Origin of the sequence: Candidatus Brevundimonas colombiensis, assembly GCA_029202665.1 — a bacterium.
Taxonomy (GTDB): Bacteria; Pseudomonadota; Alphaproteobacteria; order Caulobacterales; family Caulobacteraceae; genus Brevundimonas; species Brevundimonas colombiensis.
In genome coordinates, this window is the sequence record CP119326.1 from 1,196,982 (window position 1) to 1,213,628 (window position 16,647).

Annotated in this window: 15 protein-coding genes; 9 read left to right on the forward strand and 6 right to left on the reverse strand. The window is 66.8% G+C overall.

Going from position 1 to position 16,647, the window contains the following annotated elements; all coding sequences use genetic code 11:
• Positions 1-3 precede the first annotated feature (3 nt).
• Complete coding sequence (locus P0Y50_05615) at positions 4-1,599, reverse strand: hypothetical protein (GenBank protein ID WEK41082.1); 1,596 nt, start codon at positions 1,597-1,599, stop codon at positions 4-6.
• A gap of 222 nt (positions 1,600-1,821) precedes the next feature.
• On the opposite strand from P0Y50_05615, the gene P0Y50_05620 reads away from it, so the two are divergent.
• On the forward strand, positions 1,822-1,980 hold the full coding sequence (locus P0Y50_05620; protein WEK41083.1) for a hypothetical protein: 159 nt from the start codon (positions 1,822-1,824) through the stop codon (positions 1,978-1,980).
• A 25-nt stretch (positions 1,981-2,005) separates the two neighbouring features.
• Here P0Y50_05620 and P0Y50_05625 read toward each other — a convergent pair whose 3' ends face one another.
• On the reverse strand, positions 2,006-2,380 hold the full coding sequence (locus P0Y50_05625) for a hypothetical protein (GenBank protein WEK41084.1): 375 nt from the start codon (positions 2,378-2,380) through the stop codon (positions 2,006-2,008).
• A 242-nt stretch (positions 2,381-2,622) separates the two neighbouring features.
• On the opposite strand from P0Y50_05625, the gene P0Y50_05630 reads away from it, so the two are divergent.
• Positions 2,623-4,779, forward strand: coding sequence for a malate synthase G (locus tag P0Y50_05630; GenBank protein ID WEK41085.1), 2,157 nt, complete (start codon positions 2,623-2,625; stop codon positions 4,777-4,779).
• Between the two features lie 144 nt (positions 4,780-4,923).
• Here P0Y50_05630 and P0Y50_05635 read toward each other — a convergent pair whose 3' ends face one another.
• The 3 genes from P0Y50_05635 to cysD all read right to left on the reverse strand — a co-directional run bounded on the left by P0Y50_05635 (position 4,924) and on the right by cysD (position 8,892).
• A complete protein-coding gene (locus tag P0Y50_05635) occupies positions 4,924-5,970 on the reverse strand; it encodes a mechanosensitive ion channel (GenBank protein WEK41086.1) in 1,047 nt (348 codons plus the stop codon).
• Between the two features lie 64 nt (positions 5,971-6,034).
• A complete protein-coding gene (gene cysN / locus P0Y50_05640) occupies positions 6,035-7,948 on the reverse strand; it encodes a sulfate adenylyltransferase subunit CysN (GenBank protein ID WEK41087.1) in 1,914 nt (637 codons plus the stop codon).
• Positions 7,948-8,892, reverse strand: a complete 945-nt coding sequence (gene cysD, locus P0Y50_05645) for a sulfate adenylyltransferase subunit CysD (GenBank protein ID WEK41088.1) — start codon at positions 8,890-8,892, stop codon at positions 7,948-7,950. The genes cysN and cysD overlap by 1 nt, the downstream gene beginning before the upstream one ends.
• 181 nt (positions 8,893-9,073) lie before the next feature.
• Between cysD and P0Y50_05650 the strand changes: the two genes are divergently transcribed.
• Positions 9,074-9,616, forward strand: a complete 543-nt coding sequence (locus tag P0Y50_05650) for a lipocalin family protein (protein ID WEK41089.1) — start codon at positions 9,074-9,076, stop codon at positions 9,614-9,616.
• Between the two features lie 76 nt (positions 9,617-9,692).
• On the opposite strand, the gene P0Y50_05655 is transcribed toward P0Y50_05650, so the two are convergent.
• A complete protein-coding gene (locus tag P0Y50_05655) occupies positions 9,693-10,265 on the reverse strand; it encodes a hypothetical protein (protein WEK41090.1) in 573 nt (190 codons plus the stop codon).
• Positions 10,266-10,590: 325 nt separating this feature from the next.
• On the opposite strand from P0Y50_05655, the gene P0Y50_05660 reads away from it, so the two are divergent.
• From P0Y50_05660 to P0Y50_05685, 6 genes are all read left to right on the forward strand, one after another.
• On the forward strand, positions 10,591-12,390 hold the full coding sequence (locus P0Y50_05660) for a long-chain-acyl-CoA synthetase (GenBank protein ID WEK41091.1): 1,800 nt from the start codon (positions 10,591-10,593) through the stop codon (positions 12,388-12,390).
• 95 nt (positions 12,391-12,485) lie between these two features.
• Entirely contained in the window at positions 12,486-13,352 is an 867-nt protein-coding gene (motA, locus tag P0Y50_05665) for a flagellar motor stator protein MotA (protein ID WEK41092.1), read from the forward strand.
• 102 nt (positions 13,353-13,454) lie between these two features.
• Positions 13,455-13,748 carry a hypothetical protein gene (locus P0Y50_05670; GenBank protein WEK41093.1) on the forward strand — a complete coding sequence of 98 codons (294 nt, stop codon included), beginning with the start codon at positions 13,455-13,457 and terminating at the stop codon, positions 13,746-13,748.
• Positions 13,749-13,835: 87 nt separating this feature from the next.
• On the forward strand, positions 13,836-15,665 hold the full coding sequence (gene mnmC, locus P0Y50_05675; GenBank protein WEK41094.1) for an FAD-dependent 5-carboxymethylaminomethyl-2-thiouridine(34) oxidoreductase MnmC: 1,830 nt from the start codon (positions 13,836-13,838) through the stop codon (positions 15,663-15,665).
• A gap of 28 nt (positions 15,666-15,693) precedes the next feature.
• On the forward strand, positions 15,694-16,086 hold the full coding sequence (locus P0Y50_05680) for a DUF6491 family protein (GenBank protein WEK41095.1): 393 nt from the start codon (positions 15,694-15,696) through the stop codon (positions 16,084-16,086).
• Positions 16,087-16,173: 87 nt separating this feature from the next.
• Entirely contained in the window at positions 16,174-16,629 is a 456-nt protein-coding gene (locus tag P0Y50_05685; GenBank protein WEK41096.1) for a hypothetical protein, read from the forward strand.
• Positions 16,630-16,647: the final 18 nt, after the last annotated feature.

Consider the following 16,647-nt stretch of genomic DNA (forward strand, 5'->3'; position numbering starts at 1 on the left):
AAGTCACTCGCTGGCGGAGGCAGGGGTGGATTCAGGCGGGCTTTCCGGCGTTTCCTCCGGCTCGCTGATCTGAGACTCTGCGGCGGCGTCCATCGAAGTCGGCAATTCCTGAGCGTTCTGGATGGCCGAGATCATGCGCGACGCCAGTGCGGAGGCCCGGCTGCCATGTGGATTGTTCGCTAGGGGCTTCAAAATGTCGATGGCTTCACTTCTTTTCCCGGTCTTGACCAGGGCGCGGGCGTACTGGAACCGAACGGCGGCCAACTGCGGCGCGCGGTCCAATGCCAATCCCAGGGTCAAAATGTCGTTCTCATTGGGATAACCGGGTTGGCTCTGGCGCAACTCCGACAGCAACATCAATGTGCGATAGTCGTTCTGGCCGACTTGATAGGCGTGCGCCAGATAGTCCCGTGCCTGAACGCGAAGCTGCTGCGCCTGATCGTCGTCATCGGTCTCGCGCGCCTGTTTCAATCGTTCTTGAGCGAGGAACTGCAGGGCCTCTACATGATCCGGTTCGATCTCCAGAAGTCGTTGAAGAGCGCGCTCGCCGGCGGCTCGGTCGCCGAAATGCACGCCGGCGTGACCGGCAGCCAGAAGCGCCAGGGGATCGTCGCCATACCGGGCGGCAAGCCGGGCGACCTCTTGGCCCAAGGCCTGGCGATCGCCGTCCGGCACGCCGATTTTGAGGCGCTGATTGATGAGCAGCAGATCGTTGGCGCTGGGGGCAAGGCGGGTGACCACGATGTCCGCCGTCGGAAACTGGCCGGTGATGGTCCTGCCGACCAGTCGACCCCGCGCATACCGCCGAAGCGCGCTCTGCAGATCGCGCAGGGTCATGTTGGTTGCGGCCTCCATCGCGGACACGGACTCCTCGCCGCCCGCGACACGCCTCAAATAGTCCTGAAGTTGTTCGAGACGCGCCGGGTCGCTGACGAACCAGTGGGTCAGCAGCCAGGCGATCGGATAGTAGGTCGCCTTGTGGCTGTCGGACCGAACCTCGCTCAGCCGCTTCGTCAAAAGCACGTCCAGCGGGATCCAGCTTTCGGACACGATCCAGTAGGCGCGGCTCTGATTATATTGCCCCAACACCACCTTACGTTCGCGAACGTCAATGTCGGCGGTCATGTAGTATTCGGCGAAACCCTCGACGAACCAGGCGGGGTAAGAGCCGGGGAAGTTGCCGAGCATGAAATGGTGTGCGTATTCATGCATTAGAACATCGTCGCCCGACAGGCCGTTGCCGTCGCCCCGGATCGCGACCGCGAAGATGTCCTCCTCGGTCGGAAAATAGGTGCCCATCGTATTGGCGCCGCTTTGGGGATTCACGCGTGTTAGCCCGCGGCGGTTGCTGACCAGATAGATCGGCATCTTGCGCGCAGGTATCGTGGCGATCGGGGTTCCGGTTCGGAACTGCATCACCCGATCGAAAATCTCGAGCTTCTGCACATAGTCGCGCAGGGGGCGCTCGCCCCCGTCACTATAGACGATGAACCGCTCGCTTTCGGCGCGCAGCCAGTCCGCGTGTGCAGCCATCGGCGTGGCCCATGCAGACACCCCTGCCACAACCGCCGCTACGCCGGTCGCAATCAGACGCTTCATGAACAACCCCGCCCCGCTGAGGTTTCATGATCGCAGCGGTTGCGCCCGAGAGTAAAGACCAAAGTGCGCGCGCACATGACATCACAATGTTGCGCCAGATCAAATAACCCCTGGCCACAAGGGGCTATTGGAGTCATGGTCAGGTCCGAGGAACCGATCGGACCGACAGAGTCTGACGCCCTCTCCCGGATTTTCCGGGGTCATAGGGAAAGGAAACGAACGATGGCTGTGATCCATCCTCAAGACCGCATCGCCCACCTTCGCGCCGATCGCCATGCCGTGCGCCGGCCGCTGCATCCCGCCCTTGGGCTTGCAGTCGGTTTCGGCTTCATCTTCGTGGCGGCGACGATCGTGCACGTCGTGTTCAACGCGGTGATGTGACGAGACGTCCTTGGGCCGCCTGATTTCAGGCGGCCATGCGGTTCCAGACGGCGCGGTCGGCGGCGACGGCGTTCAGGCGACGGCCCTTGGCCTGGAGTTGTCGCATGACAAGATCAGGCAGGGCGCAGAAACGCGGCTCGACAAGGTCGGGGTCGCAGGCGACGGTCGGCGCCGCGAACAGAGCGGCGTTCACGTCCGGGCTGCGCTCGGCGATCAGCCAGGCCAGGCGTCGCGCACGCTGAGGGTCGTTGCGGTGAAGCATCGGATCCTCGGCGAACAGTTCGCAGCCCAATTCCAGCACATAGTCGAAAGACAGCTTCTCGAACCGGCGCGTGTCGGCGGGCGTGACCGGGCAGGCCTCGTCCAGGTCGAACACCACATCGTTCAGAAGAAACAGCATCGGAAACACGCTCGACCGGGCCGGACGTGATGTCGTCCGTAAGGCCACAATAGGCGCCGCCGCTTGCGGTCTCGTTCACGGACGCGGTTAAGCGTTTCTGACCAGCCGTATCCGGCCTTAGACCAAAAGCGACGGCGATGACGCGACGTGACCCTTGCGCGGGCGGGCGGGCTCCGCTTACCTGATCACGCATTGTTACAGGTTGGCCCAAGCCTTGGCGCCGACCGCAGGGAGCCGCCGTCATGACCACCTACGAAGATCGCGCCGGACTGAGCGTTGCGGGCGAACTGATCGCCCTGATCGAACAGGAGGTGCTGCCGGGGCTGGGGCTTGACGCCGCCAGGTTCTGGTCGGGCGCGGCGACGATCTTCGAACGGTTCGCGCCGGAGAACCGCGCGTTGCTGGACCGGCGCGACGCCCTGCAGGCCCGGATCGACGACTGGCATCGGGCGCGGCGAGGCCAACCCTATGATGTCGGGGCGTCCGAGACCTTCCTTCGCGAGATCGGCTATCTGGTCGAGGAGCCGCAGCCGTTCACGATCACGACCCAGGGCGTGGACGCCGAGATCGCCCGGATGGCCGGACCGCAGCTGGTGGTGCCGGTGTTGAACGCCCGCTTCCTGCTTAACGCCGCCAATGCGCGCTGGGGCAGCCTGTATGACGCCCTGTACGGCACGGATGCGCTGGGCGATCCGCCCGCAGGCGGGGGCTATGATGTCGCGCGCGGCGCGCGGGTCGTGGCCCGCGCCAAGGCGTTTCTGGACGAGGCGGCGCCCCTGGCCACGGGATCGCACGCCGATGTCGCCGGATGGTCGGTGGTCGACGGCGCCCTGTCGCCCGCGTTGAAGGATGCGGGCCAGTTTGTCGGCTTTGCGGGTCCGGCCTCGGCGCCGACCTCGATCCTGCTGAAGCACAATGGCCTGCATATCGAACTGGTGATCGACCGGACGCATCCTGTCGGACGCAATGATCCGTCGGGCCAGGCGGACGTGGTGCTGGAATCGGCCCTGACGACCATTGTCGATCTGGAGGATTCCGTCGCCGCCGTCGACGCCGCCGACAAGGCCGAGGCCTATCGCAACTGGCTGGGCCTGATGAAGGGCGACCTGTCGGCGACCTTCAGTAAGGGCGGCGAGACCCTGACCCGCGCGCTGGAGGCGGACCGGGGCTTCACGGCGCCGGACGGATCGAGCCTGACGCTGAAAGGGCGGTCCCTGCTGTTCGTGCGCAACGTCGGCCATCTGATGACCACGCCCGCCATTCGTCTGGCGGACGGATCGGATGCGCCCGAGGGGATCATGGACGCCATCGTGACCAGCCTGATCGCGCTTTACGACATAAAGGGCCAGAATGGCGGGGATGGGGGACCGTTCCGAAACAGCACCGAGGCCTCGGTCTATATCGTCAAACCCAAGATGCACGGGCCGGACGAGGCCGCCTTCACCGATCGCCTGTTCGACGCGGTCGAGGACCTGCTGGATGCGCCGCGCCACACGATCAAGGTCGGGGTGATGGACGAGGAGCGGCGGACATCCGCCAATCTGGCCGCCTGCATCCATGCGGTGAAGGACCGGATCGTCTTCATCAACACCGGCTTTCTGGACCGCACCGGCGACGAGATCCACACCGCCATGCAGGCCGGGCCGGTGGTGCGAAAGGCCGACATCAAGTCCAGCGCCTGGATCGCCGCCTATGAGGCCAGGAACGTCGCCATCGGCCTGAAATGCGGCTTGTCGGGCAAGGCCCAGATCGGCAAGGGCATGTGGGCCGCGCCCGACCGCATGGCCGACATGCTGGAGCAGAAGATCGGCCACCCCAGGACGGGCGCCAACACCGCCTGGACGCCTTCGCCCACGGCGGCGACCCTGCACGCGTTGCACTATCATGCGGTGGATGTGTTCGCGGTCCAGAAGACGGTCGCAGCCCAGCCCACGCCGGGTCTGGAGGCTCTGCTGACCCCGCCGCTGGCCAATGGCGTCAACTGGTCGGAGGACGAGGTGGCGGCCGAGTTGGACAACAACGCCCAGGGCATTCTGGGCTATGTGGTGCGCTGGATCGATCAGGGCGTCGGCTGCTCCAAGGTGCCGGACATCCACGACATCGGCCTGATGGAGGACCGGGCCACCCTGCGGATCAGTTCGCAGCATATCGCCAACTGGCTGCTGCACGGGGTCTGCACGGCGGAGCAGGTGGACGCCGCCTTCCTGCGCATGGCGGCCAAGGTGGACGGCCAGAATGCGGGCGATCCGCTGTACCGGCCGATGGCGCCCAACCCGGACGCCAGCCTGGCCTATCAGGCGGCGCGGGCCCTGGTGTTCGAAGGCGTCGAACAGCCGAACGGATACACCGAGCCCCTGCTGCACGCCTATCGGCTGAAGGCGAAGGCGGCGGCCGCTTGACTGAACTCCGTCACCCTCGGGCTTGACCCGAGGGCCGGGCGCGGATCGGCTGTGCTTGGCCTTTGGGCGCAATGCGGCGGAACATCCGCCCCTCGGGTCAAGCCCGAGGGTGACGGAGTGTTTGGGGGTAAAAGGCGCGCGCGCTCAGCCCATCGTCTTGCCGTGAGAGGCGGGCGTATCCGCCGCCTCTTCCTCATCCGCGGCCATGACGTCGGCGGCGGCGTCGTTGGCGGTCTGGGCGCTGCGTTGAGGCCCGGTCGGCGCGGGCGGGACGGCGTCTCCGTGGCCCAGACGTTTCAACGCCTCGTCGCCCTCCAGCCCGAAGACGCGGCGCAGGCGCACGTCCGTCTGCGGCACCGGCACCTCGACGCCTGCGTCATCCAGGGCATCGGCGATCAGCCAGGTGTAGGCGGCGTGCATGGCGGCGGGGCGTTTCACGGCGTCGCGCGTGGGCCAGACCACCAGTTCGAACGCCAGCCCCCGATCCCCGAACGCCACCAGCCAGACCTGGCTCTTGCGCGCCTCGGTCTCCGGCAGGGTGAAGGGACTGGCCTTGGCGGCCTTCAGAACGGCGTCGCGCACCAGACCCCGATCCGAACCATAGGCGACGGTGAAGGGCACATGGATGCGGCGCGTGTCGCCCTTCAGCGTCCAGTTGGTCACCGGCTGTTCGATGAAGCGCGAGTTGGGCACCAGAACATTGACGTTGTCGTTGGTGCGGACGCGGGTGGCGCGCGGGCCGATCTCCATGATGGCGCCGCGAATGCCGATGTCCTCGATCTCGATATAGTCGCCGACCGACACCATCCGGTCGAAGATCAGGAACAGACCGGACACGAACTCCTTGACCACGCCCTGAAGGCCCAGGCCCACGCCGATGCCCAGGGCGCCCGCGAACACGGCCAGGGAGGACAGGTTCAGCCCCGCAGCAGACAGGGCCGCCATCGCCCCGACCACGATGATGCCGTAGCCCGCCAACCGCTCCAGCAGATAGACGGCCTGACGGCTGCGATCCGCTCGTTCGCGCACCCGGCGCAGCGAGCGCGTCACCAGCCAGTGGGCGGCGAAGGCGATCAGCACGATGACGCCCGCGCTGATCAGGCCGCCCACCGTCAGGTTCGTCCCGGCGATGCGGGCGATCTGCGACCGCTCTATGGCGGTCAGGTCCAGCTTTTGGATCGGCAGGGTCATCGGCCTCTACAGCGCGCCAGAAACAGTCAAGGTTCCCGTGCGTCGCGCGCCGCCGGTCTGCAAGTCAGATGCTGAAATCCTCGTTCCAGAACCGGCCGTCCAGCCAGGCCACGATCCGTTCGGCCGCCTGTTCCGGCGACATGGTGGTGGTGTCCACGACGACCTCGGGCGTCTCGGGCGCCTCATAAGGGCTGTCGATGCCGGTGAAATTCTTCAACTGGCCGGCCCGCGCCTTCCTGTACAGGCCCTTGACGTCGCGGGCCTCGGCGACCGCCAGGGGGGTGTCGACGTGGACCTCCACGAACTCGCCCTGGCTCAACAGGTCGCGGGCCATGCGGCGCTCGGCGCGGAAGGGCGAGATCAAGCTGACCAGGACGATCAGGCCGGCGTCCACCATCAGTTTCGACACCTCCGCGACGCGCCGGATGTTCTCGACCCGATCCTCCTCGGTGAAGCCCAGGTCGCGGTTCAGCCCGTGGCGCACATTGTCGCCGTCCAGCAGATAGGTGTGGCGTCCGTCGGCGTGCAGCCGTTTTTCGACCAGGTCGGCGATGGTCGACTTGCCCGCGCCCGACAGGCCGGTCAGCCAGATGACGCGGCCCTTCTGGTTCTTGATGGCGGCGCGGGCGTCCTTGTCCACCGACAGGGCCTGCCAATGGATGTTGTGGGCGCGGCGCAGCGCGAAGTTCAAAAGGCCCGCGCCGACCGTCCGGTTCGTGATCCGGTCGATCAGGATGAAGCCGCCCAGATCCTTGTTCCGGCTGTAAGGGGTGAAGGCGACGGGGGCGTCCAGCGACAGGTTGCAGACGCCGATCTCGTTCAGCTCCAGCCGTTTGGCCGGCTGCTGCTCCAGGGTGTTGACGTTCACCTTGTGCTTGGGCTCGGTGATGGTCGCTCCGACCAGTCTTGCGCCGATCTTCAGCAGGTAGGGCCGGCCCGGCAGCAGGGGCTCGTCGTCCATCCAGACCACCGTGGCCTCGAACTGATCGGCGACCTCGGGCGGGGCGTCGGCCGAGGCCAGGACGTCGCCGCGCGAAACGTCGATCTCGTCGGCCAGGGTCAGGGTGATCGACTGGCCGGCGACGGCCTGGTCCAGATCGCCGTCGGCGGTGACGATCCGGGCGACGGTCGAGGTCTTGCCCGAGGGCAGGACACGCACCGGATCGCCTGGCCGCACGGTCCCGGCCGCGATCTGGCCGGCGAAGCCGCGGAAGTCGAGATTGGGTCGGTTGACCCATTGCACCGGCAGGCGGAAGGCATCGGTCTGCAGGTCGTCGCCGACCTCCAGCCTCTCCAACACCTGCATCAGCGGCGGACCTGAATGCCAGGGCGACCGGGCGCTGGCTTCGGTGATGTTGTCGCCTCGCAGGGCCGACATCGGAATGGCCTCGAAGGTCTTCAGCCCGATCCGCTCGCCGAAGGCCGAGAAGTCGGCGACGATGGCGTCGAACACCGACTGCGACCAGCCCATCAGGTCCATCTTGTTCACCGCCAGAATGACGTGGCGGATGCCCAACAGACTGACCAGATAGGCGTGCCGCCGCGTCTGGGTCAGCACCCCGCGTCGCGCATCGACCAGGATGACGGCGGCGTCGGCGGTGGAGGCGCCGGTGACCATGTTGCGGGTGTATTGTTCGTGGCCGGGCGTGTCGGCGACGATGAATTTGCGTCTTTCGGTCGAGAAGAAGCGATAGGCCACATCAATGGTGATGCCCTGTTCCCGCTCGGCGGCCAGACCATCGACCAGCAGGGCGAAGTCGATGTCGCCGCCTTGCGTGCCGATGCGGCGGCTGTCCGCCTCCAAGGCCGCCATCTGGTCCTCGAAGATCATCTTGGAATCATAGAGCAGCCGCCCGATCAGGGTGGACTTGCCGTCGTCCACGCTGCCGCAGGTGATGAAGCGCAGCAGGCTCTTGTGCTGGTGGGCGTCCAGATAGGCGTCGATATCGCGGGCGATCAGCTCCGATTGGTGGGCCATCAGAAATAGCCCTCCTGCTTCTTCTTCTCCATCGACGCTGACTGGTCGTGGTCGATCATGCGCCCCTGGCGTTCCGAGGTGGTGGTCAGCAGCATCTCCTGGATGACCTCGGGCAGGGTCGCGGCCGTGCTCTCGACCGCCCCGGTCAGGGGGTAGCAGCCCAGGGTGCGGAAACGGACAGACTTCATCTGCGGCGTCTCACCGGGATGCAGCCGGAACCGGTCGTCATCCACCATGATCAGCGCGCCGTCGCGTTCCACCACCGGCCGCTCCGCCGCCAGATACAGCGGCACGATGGGGATCTGCTCCAGGTGGATATATTGCCAGACGTCCAACTCGGTCCAGTTGGAGATGGGGAAGACGCGGATGCTCTCGCCCGGATGTTTGCGGGTGTTGTAGAGCCGCCAGAGTTCGGGTCTCTGGTTCTTGGGGTCCCAGCGATGTTCGGCGGTGCGGAAGGAGAAGATGCGCTCCTTGGCCCGCGACTTCTCCTCGTCGCGTCGGGCGCCGCCGAAGGCCGCGTCGAAACCATAGTGCGACAGGGCCTGTTTCAGCCCTTCGGTCTTCCAGAGGTCCGTATGCAGGGCGGAGCCGTGATCAAAGGGATTGATGCCGCGCGCGACGGCCTCGGGATTCTGATGCACCAGCAGTTCCACGCCCAGGTCCGCCGCCGCCTGTTCGCGCATCGCATACATGGCGCGGAACTTCCACGTCGTGTCGACGTGCAGCAGGGGAAACGGCGGCCTGGACGGATAAAAGGCCTTCCTCGCCAGATGCAGCATGACGGCGGAATCCTTGCCGATCGAATACAGCATCACCGGCCGCTCGGCCTCGGCCGCCACCTCGCGCAGGATGTGGATGCTCTCGGCCTCCAGACGCTGAAGATGGGTCAGGCGTGCGGGGGGCAGGGCGATGCGGCTTCTGGTCAGGGTGGCGATATTCACCGAGGCGTCTCCGTCGAACGCCAATGTGACAACGCCAATGCGCGTCTCGGAACAAGCGATGGATACTGCTGCTTGCTATGAGATTTTCGGCCTGCGGCGTCCGATGACGATGGTGGACCGTAAAGGAACCAGGGTCGCGGAGCGCGGCCTATGTCCTTGAACGGAACCGCTCATGTTCAGCATGAAATCCCTGATAGGCTCGAGCGTCGCCGTGGTCGCATTGACCGGCTGCGTGACGGCCCCCTCTCCTTCGGAATATCACGCGCCTCAGCCCGCCAAGCCGGTGGATGTCCAGCGTCTGTGGTCCGGCCGCTGGCATGAGATCGCGCGCCTGCCGGATCGTCTGACCGACGGCTGCGTGGCGGGGGCGTCCATCTATACGCCGGTGGAGGGTTCACGCATCGACGTGCGCGACACCTGTCAGGTCGGCTCGCCGCAGGGCAGGGAAAAATCCATCGGCGGACGCGGCGAGATCCTGGATCCCGGCGCGAATGCCAAGTTGAGGGTCAAATACCTGGCCGGGTTCGTGACCTGGGACTACTGGGTGCTGGACCGGGCGGACGACTACAGCTGGTTCATCTCGGCCGATCCGACCTTCGACCGGCTGTTCATCTACACTCGCAACCTGCCGACCCGGGCCCAGGTGCGCAACCTGACCGAACGAGCGCGCGCCTTGGGCTATGACGTCCGTCGGCTGGAGTTCCCGGCCCAACCCGAACGCTGATCCGCCCGGACCCAGGGTTCGACCGCCATGGAAAAAGCCCCGACCTGGGCCGGGGCTTTCGTTTGTCAGACTGTAATCAGTTCAGCGGTTGCCCCGTGATCGACGGGGCGGTCGGTTGGACCGGGGCGATCACGACGCGAGCAGGCGGCTGCGTCGCCGCTGGGGTGCTGTTCAGCTGGCTCGTGCTCGCGGCGGCGTCGCCAGGCGCCGAATAAGGCCGAGGGCCTGTTGACGCGGCTGGCGTCTCGACACGCGCTGCGACCGGACGCTCAACCACTGGCGCGGCGCGGCGAGCGACGGGCTCAACACGCGGTTCCGCGCGGCGCGCGACCGGGGCGGGCGCCGCGGTAGGCGAAGCTGCGGGCTCGCCCGGGGCGACGGCTGCAACCGGCCCCTGGGCGGCGCTCATCGCGGCCGGGGCGGTCTGCATCGCGGGCGCCGTGGCTTCGGCCGCAGGTGCAAGCGCAGCCTGCTCACCGCCGCCCATCATCATGGCGACCCCGGCGCCCAGCAGCACAACGGCTCCGATCGGGGCCAGGATCATCCAGGTTTTTACCGACTTTCTGGATTTGGCGGGGCGGGCGTAACGCGGCACGAAGGTTTCCTCGGCGCGGGTCTCGGTATTGGCGTTGGCGTAGGTCATCGACATTGTTTCTGTCCTCCATAACGTCGATCAACCAATACGCCGTTTGCCGAGGTTGTTCCGCCGACAGCTCAAAAGCCCCGAAGAAATACTGTTTCCGCCTGAAATGAGGCGCTGACCGCGCCCTTTGTGGTCGGAGGATCGGGGAATGCGGCGATAAAAAGCACCCCACACCTCTGGATTTCCCCCGCGTCAACAGAACAAATGGGTCAGGAGTGTCGCCAATCCGCCGGGGTCCGTCAGGGATCGCCATCGGCGCGGTTGACCCGACCGCCCGCCTTCGTCCATCACCGGAGGGGTGGAACACGCATTGACCGGAGGCACGGCGCGCATGGGTTTTGTAGCCAATATCCGTCGGGACGTGCGGTTCGCGCGCGGCCTGTTCCGCCTGCTCAAACGCATCAAGCCGATCCAGCTGGATAGCGATGTGCTGCTGTGCGACGACTTCGAGGAAGCCGTCGACAAGTTCTCGGACAACATCGCCATCGACGACGGTCAGCGCACCCTGACCTATCGCGACCTGGACGCCATGGCCAACCGCTTCGCCCACTGGGCCAAGAACCGGGGCCTGCGCCGCAGCGACACCATCGCCCTGATGATGACGAACCGGATCGAATATCTGGCGGCGTGGATCGGCTTTTCAAAGGTCGGCATCGCCACGGCGCTGATCAACACCAACCTGAACGGTCAGGGGCTGGCGCACTGTCTGGCCATATCCAAGGCCTTCAATGTGGTCGCCGACGAGGACTGCTGGCGCCAGATCGAGGAGGCGCGGCCTCTGGTCGATCATACTCTGGCCCTGTGGGTGCTGGGCATGGCCGACGATCTGGAGACCAGCGACCGTCGGGGGCTGGACAAGCCGGTGCGCGGCGGCTCGTCGGTACGGCCATCCAAATTGGCCCGCGAGGGTCTGACCAACCGCGACACGGCGCTCTACATCTACACCTCCGGCACGACGGGTCTGCCCAAGGCCGCGCGCATCCCGCATTCTCGCGCCCGCACCTATATGCGCGCCTTCGCCGGGGCGACGCGCTCGACGCCCGAGGACCGGATATTCAACGTCCTGCCGTTGTATCACTCGACCGGGGGCCTGGTCGGGGTAGGGGCCGCCCTGCTGAATGGCGCGCGACTGGTGATCCGCAAGAAGTTTTCGGCCACCAGTTTCTGGCCCGATGTGCGCGCTTCGGGCGCGACCATGTTCGTCTATATCGGCGAGCTGTGCCGCTATCTGGTCAACTGTCCGCCGCAAGAGGACGAAACCAAGCACAAGCTGCGTCTGGCGTTCGGCAACGGCCTGCGCGCCGACGTCTGGCCCGATTTCCAGAAGCGGTTCCGTATTCCCGAAATCCTGGAGTTCTATGGCTCGACCGAAGGCAATGTGTCGCTGTTCAACTTCGACGGCAAACAGGGCGCCATCGGCCGCGTGCCCAGCTATCTGAAATCCCAGATCAACATTCGGTTGGTCGAGTTCGATGTGGACACCGAACAACCGATCCGCGGGTCCGACGGCCTGTGCCGGCAGGCGCGCGTGGGCGAGGTGGGCGAGGCCATCGGCCTGATCGGCAACGACATCCGCCATGACTTCTCGGGCTATGCCGACAAGGCCGCCTCGCAGAAGAAAATCCTGACCGATGTGTTCAAGAAGGGCGACCGCTGGTTCCGCACCGGCGATCTGATGAAGCAGGATGCGGAAGGCTATTTCTACTTCGTGGACCGGATGGGCGACACCTTCCGATGGAAGGGCGAGAACGTCTCCACGTCAGAGGTCGAACAGGTGCTGATGGATGGGCCGGGCGTGGCCGAAGCCATCGTCTATGGCGTGCCCGTGCCGGCCCAGGACGGCAAGGCCGGCATGGCGGCCCTGGTGGTCGACGGCAAGTTCGACGCCCAGGCCTTCTCCGATCACGTCGAGGCCAAGCTGCCCGCCTATGCCCAGCCTGTCTTCCTGCGGTTGATCAAGTCGGCGGAAACGACCGGCACGTTCAAGTATCGCAAGGCCGATCTGGTCGCCGACGGGTTCGACCCCGAAAAGACCGGTTCGGCGCTTTATGTGCGCGGCGGCAAGTCCGGCTATCAGAAGCTGACAGCGGCGGCGCGCACGGCGATCCTGAAGGGCGAGGGGCGTCTCTGACCCTGGTTTTCGGTCGCCGGACGCCGTTCGCGAAACGCGGTCTTAATGATTAATGGGGATGATCTCGACCTCTCGCGTCAGGATCGTCGGCCTCCATGTTCCAGATCATCGGCATCGTCATGCTCTTCGGCATGGTGTTCGGCAGCTATATTCTCGCGGGCGGCAAGTTCGGCGTCATCGCCCACGCCCTGCCGCATGAGTTCATGGCGATCGGCGGCGCCGGCGTCGCGGCCTTTCTGATCTCCAACTCCATGCCGGTGATCAAGGCGTCGCTCGGCGGGTTCGGCAAGGCGTTCGCCGGGCCGAAATGGAAAAAGCAGGACTACAAGGACCTGCTCAGCCTGTTGTTCCAGCTGACCAAGACGATGAAGTCCAAGGGGGTGGTGGCGTTGGAAAGCCACATCGAGAAACCCAAGGAATCCCCGATCTTCCAGAAATACCCCAAGGTGCTGAAGGACCATTTCGCCGTCGACTTCATCTGCGACACCCTGCGGATGATGACCATGAACCTGGAAGACCCCCACCAGGTCGAGGACGCGATGGAAAAACAGCTGGAAAAGCACCATCACGAACATCTTGAAGCCGCCCATGCGCTGCAGAACCTGGCCGACGGCCTGCCCGCCCTGGGCATCGTCGCCGCCGTTCTGGGCATCGTGAAGACCATGGGGTCGATCACCGAGCCGCCGGAAGTCCTGGGCGGCATGATCGGCGGCGCCCTGGTCGGCACCTTCCTGGGCGTGTTTCTGGCCTATGGACTGGTCGGCCCGTTCGCCGCGCGCCTGACCGCGATCCTCAACGAGGAAGCGGCCTACTACAAGATTATCCAGTCGGTGCTGGTGGCTCATCTGCACGGCAACGCCGCCCAGATTTCGGTAGAGATCGGCCGGGGCGACATCCCCTCCGTCGCCCAGCCTTCGTTCGGTGAAATGGAAGAGGCGCTGAACAGCATCACCGCCGACTGAGCCGGATCGACGCGGCGTCGATCCCGACTTGCCCCCTTGCAGGCCGCCGCCCTATCGTGGGGCATGAGGCGCGCCGCCTCGCGAACCGTTCGGAGACCTCTCATGCGCATGCCCCTCCTCGCCGCCGTGTCGGCCGCCCTGTTCGTCGTCGCCGCCTGCGGCCCGTCGCCTGAAAAGAAGGCCGAGGCGCCCGCCAGCGACGCGGTCGAGGCCGCTGGCAGCGCCGAAGAGGCGGCCGTGACCGTCGATCAGGCCGCGCGCGACGCCGAGGCCGCCGCCAACCAGGCCATCCAGAACGATACGGCCCCCGCCCCCGCCGCGACGCCGCCGGTCGAGGGCGCGGCCCCGACCACGCCGCCTGCGCCCCAGCCGGTTCCGGCGCCCTCCGGCCACTGATCCTCACAGGGCCTGACCGCATCAAGGGCCGCTTCCGATGGAGGCGGCCTTTTTCGTTGCGGCGTCGACAATGCTAAAGGCCCAGCCATGCCCACCGACGACGCCTCGCCCCGCCTGACCTGGACCGATGAAGGAGAACCGCGCTCGGGCCGGTTCGGCGATGTCTATTTCTCGCGCGACGACGGTTTGGCGGAGACGCGGGCGGTATTTTTGGAGGGGTGCGGCCTGCCGGACGCCTGGGCCGGGCGGACGGCCTTCACGGTCGCGGAACTGGGCTTCGGCACCGGGCTGAACATCGCGGCCCTGCTGCACCTGTGGCGCTGCTCAGGCCCGGCGAACGGGCGGCTGCACATCTTTTCGGTCGAAGGCTTTCCGCTGACGGCGCAGGAGGCGGGGCGCGCCCTGTCCAACTGGCCCGAACTTTCGGACGCGGCCCATGCCCTGATCGCCGCCTGGCCGGCGGCGACGCCGGGCTTTCACCGCATCGATCTGCCGGGCTTCAACGCTGTGCTGGATCTGGCCATCGGCGACGCGGCCTGGGCGTTGGAGCAGTGGTCGGGCGCGGCCGACGCCTGGTTCCTCGACGGGTTTTCGCCCGCCCTCAATCCGGGGATGTGGTCGCCAGAGGTGATGGGCCTGATCGCCGCCCGTTCGGCTCCGGGCGCGCGACTGGCCACCTTCACCGTCGCGGGCGCGGTGCGGCGCAGCCTGACCGAGAATGGCTTCGTCGTCGACAAGCGCCCCGGCCACGGCCGCAAACGCGAGCGGCTGGAGGCCCGTATGCCGACGCCGGTCGATCCCGAAACACATCCGCGCGTGGCCGTGATCGGGGCGGGCGTGGCCGGCGCCTCCGTCGTGCGGGCTCTGAGGGCGCAAGGCGTGAAAGCCGTGGTGTTCGAGGCCGACCGGCCGGGCGCTGGCGGCTCCGGCTTTCCCGCCGGCCTGGTCACTCCACGCCTGGACGCGGGCGATCCGGGCATCGCGGCCTTCCACGCCCAGGCGCTGGAACGGGCGCGCACGCTCTATGCCGAAACGCCGGACGCCATCCTTGGCCAGGGGGTGCTGCAACTGCCTCAGGCGCCGCGCGATCGGGGCCGGTTCGAGAAGGTCGCGGATCAGCCGATCTGGCCGGCCGACGCCATGACGATCATGGATGCCGGTGTGGCCGACGCCACGGCCGGCGAGCCGGTCGGGGCGGGCGGGCTGTTGATGAAGGACGCCTGCGCGGTCCATCCGGCCGCCATCCTGTCCGACTGGCTGGCGGATGCGGAAATGCGGACGGCGCGTGTCGCGCGCCTGTTGCGCGGCGACGAGGGCTGGCGGCTGCTGGACGACGCCGGCGCGGTGCTGGCCCAGGTCGATGTGGTGGTGGTCGCCGCCGGCTGGGGCGGCGCGGACCTGTTGGAAGGCTGCGACGCCGCCCCGCGCCTGTCGCCCGTGCGCGGTCAGGCGGACTGGATCGAGGATGCGGGATCGATCCAGGCCATGGCCTGGGGCGGCTATGTCGCCCCGACGGGCCAGGGGTTCCTCTACGGCGCCACCCATGATCGGGGCGAGGTGGATGTCGCGCCGCGCCCCAGCGACAGCGCCCGCAATCTGAACACCTTGCGGGCGCGGCTGCCCGCCTTAGCCGACCGCGTGACGTCCGCCGGCGTGACCCGCAGCCGAGCCGCCATTCGCGCCACGACGCCGGACCGCTTGCCCCTGGCGGGCGCCCTGGACGAAGGCCTCTATATCTTGGGCGGACTGGGGTCGCGCGGCTTCTGCGTGGCGCCCTTGCTGGGCGAGCATCTGGCGGCGCTGATCCTGAACCGGCCGTCGCCCCTGCCGCGCGATCTGGCCAGCCGGGTCTCGCCCCGCCGCCCTGCCGTGCAGACGATTTCGCTTGCGCCCGACACCCCCCGGCGAGAGGATTGAGGCGCGGGGCTGTCGTCAGGAGAACACCATGCTGCGCCTTGTCCTCGCTTCATCCGCCCTTCTGGCCCTGGCCGCCTGCGCCCCGACCGGGTCCGGTCTGTCGCCGTCCGCCACGCGCACCGCCGCCAACCCCTGTTTCCGGCCCAATCTGGTGCGCAACTTCACGGCGCCCAACGAGCAGACCCTGTATGTCCGCACCTCGGCGACGGAGGTCTTCCAGATCGACGCCGCCGTGTGCCGCGACCTGCCCCAGGCTGTGTCCATCGCTTTGGTTCCGATGGATGCAAGCAGCCGTCTTTGCGTGGGCGACCCGGCGCGCTTGCGCAGCCCGACGACCGGCGCCGAGCCGTGCCGCGTCCGCGTCGTCCGCCGACTGACCTCAGACGAGATCGCCGCCCTGCCGTCGCGCGACCGCCCCTGACGCCGCCTGCGTAAAACCTGTCCGACGGCGATTGAAATTCGTCTCGCCCAGGTATGGAATGGCCGCCTTGCCTGGGGAGGGAAGAGGATGATCAAAACGATAGACATCGCCGTCGCCGCGTCGGCGCTCGGCCTTGCTGTGTTCGGGCTGGCGTCGCCGGCGGCGGCGGAAAGCTGGGCGGCCTTTTCGCGCAGCGACGCCACGGTCTATCTGGTGGACCTCGACGCCATGGCGTCGGTGGACGGCGTCGTCACCACCAAGATGGCGCGGGTCCACGCGCGCGGCGAGGCGACGGACCTCAGCTATGAGACCGAAGAGGTGATGGTGCGCTGCTCTGACGGCCAGTCGCGTTCGGGCGCAACCGTGACCTACGGCAAGGACGGGGCGGAAACCGACCGCTATTCGGAGGATACGCCGTGGGAGGCGACCCCGACCGGCGGCATCTACGGCGCCATCAAATCCTTCGCCTGCGAGGAACTGCGGCCGCAAGCCGCCCGCTTCCCCACCATCCAGGCCTTCATCGCGGCGGGACGCAGCCAGTAGGCCGCGCCCCGTTTGGCG

Coding starts and splice junctions, on each gene's coding strand:
- P0Y50_05615 (WEK41082.1), bottom strand. CDS start 1,599: ATGAAGCGTCTGATTGCGACCGGCGTAGCGGCGGTTGTGGCAGGGGTG.
- P0Y50_05620 (WEK41083.1), top strand. CDS start 1,822: ATGGCTGTGATCCATCCTCAAGACCGCATCGCCCACCTTCGCGCCGAT.
- P0Y50_05625 (WEK41084.1), bottom strand. CDS start 2,380: ATGCTGTTTCTTCTGAACGATGTGGTGTTCGACCTGGACGAGGCCTGC.
- P0Y50_05630 (WEK41085.1), top strand. CDS start 2,623: ATGACCACCTACGAAGATCGCGCCGGACTGAGCGTTGCGGGCGAACTG.
- P0Y50_05635 (WEK41086.1), bottom strand. CDS start 5,970: ATGACCCTGCCGATCCAAAAGCTGGACCTGACCGCCATAGAGCGGTCG.
- cysN (WEK41087.1), bottom strand. CDS start 7,948: ATGGCCCACCAATCGGAGCTGATCGCCCGCGATATCGACGCCTATCTG.
- P0Y50_05650 (WEK41089.1), top strand. CDS start 9,074: ATGAAATCCCTGATAGGCTCGAGCGTCGCCGTGGTCGCATTGACCGGC.
- P0Y50_05655 (WEK41090.1), bottom strand. CDS start 10,265: ATGTCGATGACCTACGCCAACGCCAATACCGAGACCCGCGCCGAGGAA.
- P0Y50_05660 (WEK41091.1), top strand. CDS start 10,591: ATGGGTTTTGTAGCCAATATCCGTCGGGACGTGCGGTTCGCGCGCGGC.
- motA (WEK41092.1), top strand. CDS start 12,486: ATGTTCCAGATCATCGGCATCGTCATGCTCTTCGGCATGGTGTTCGGC.
- P0Y50_05670 (WEK41093.1), top strand. CDS start 13,455: ATGCGCATGCCCCTCCTCGCCGCCGTGTCGGCCGCCCTGTTCGTCGTC.
- mnmC (WEK41094.1), top strand. CDS start 13,836: ATGCCCACCGACGACGCCTCGCCCCGCCTGACCTGGACCGATGAAGGA.
- P0Y50_05680 (WEK41095.1), top strand. CDS start 15,694: ATGCTGCGCCTTGTCCTCGCTTCATCCGCCCTTCTGGCCCTGGCCGCC.
- P0Y50_05685 (WEK41096.1), top strand. CDS start 16,174: ATGATCAAAACGATAGACATCGCCGTCGCCGCGTCGGCGCTCGGCCTT.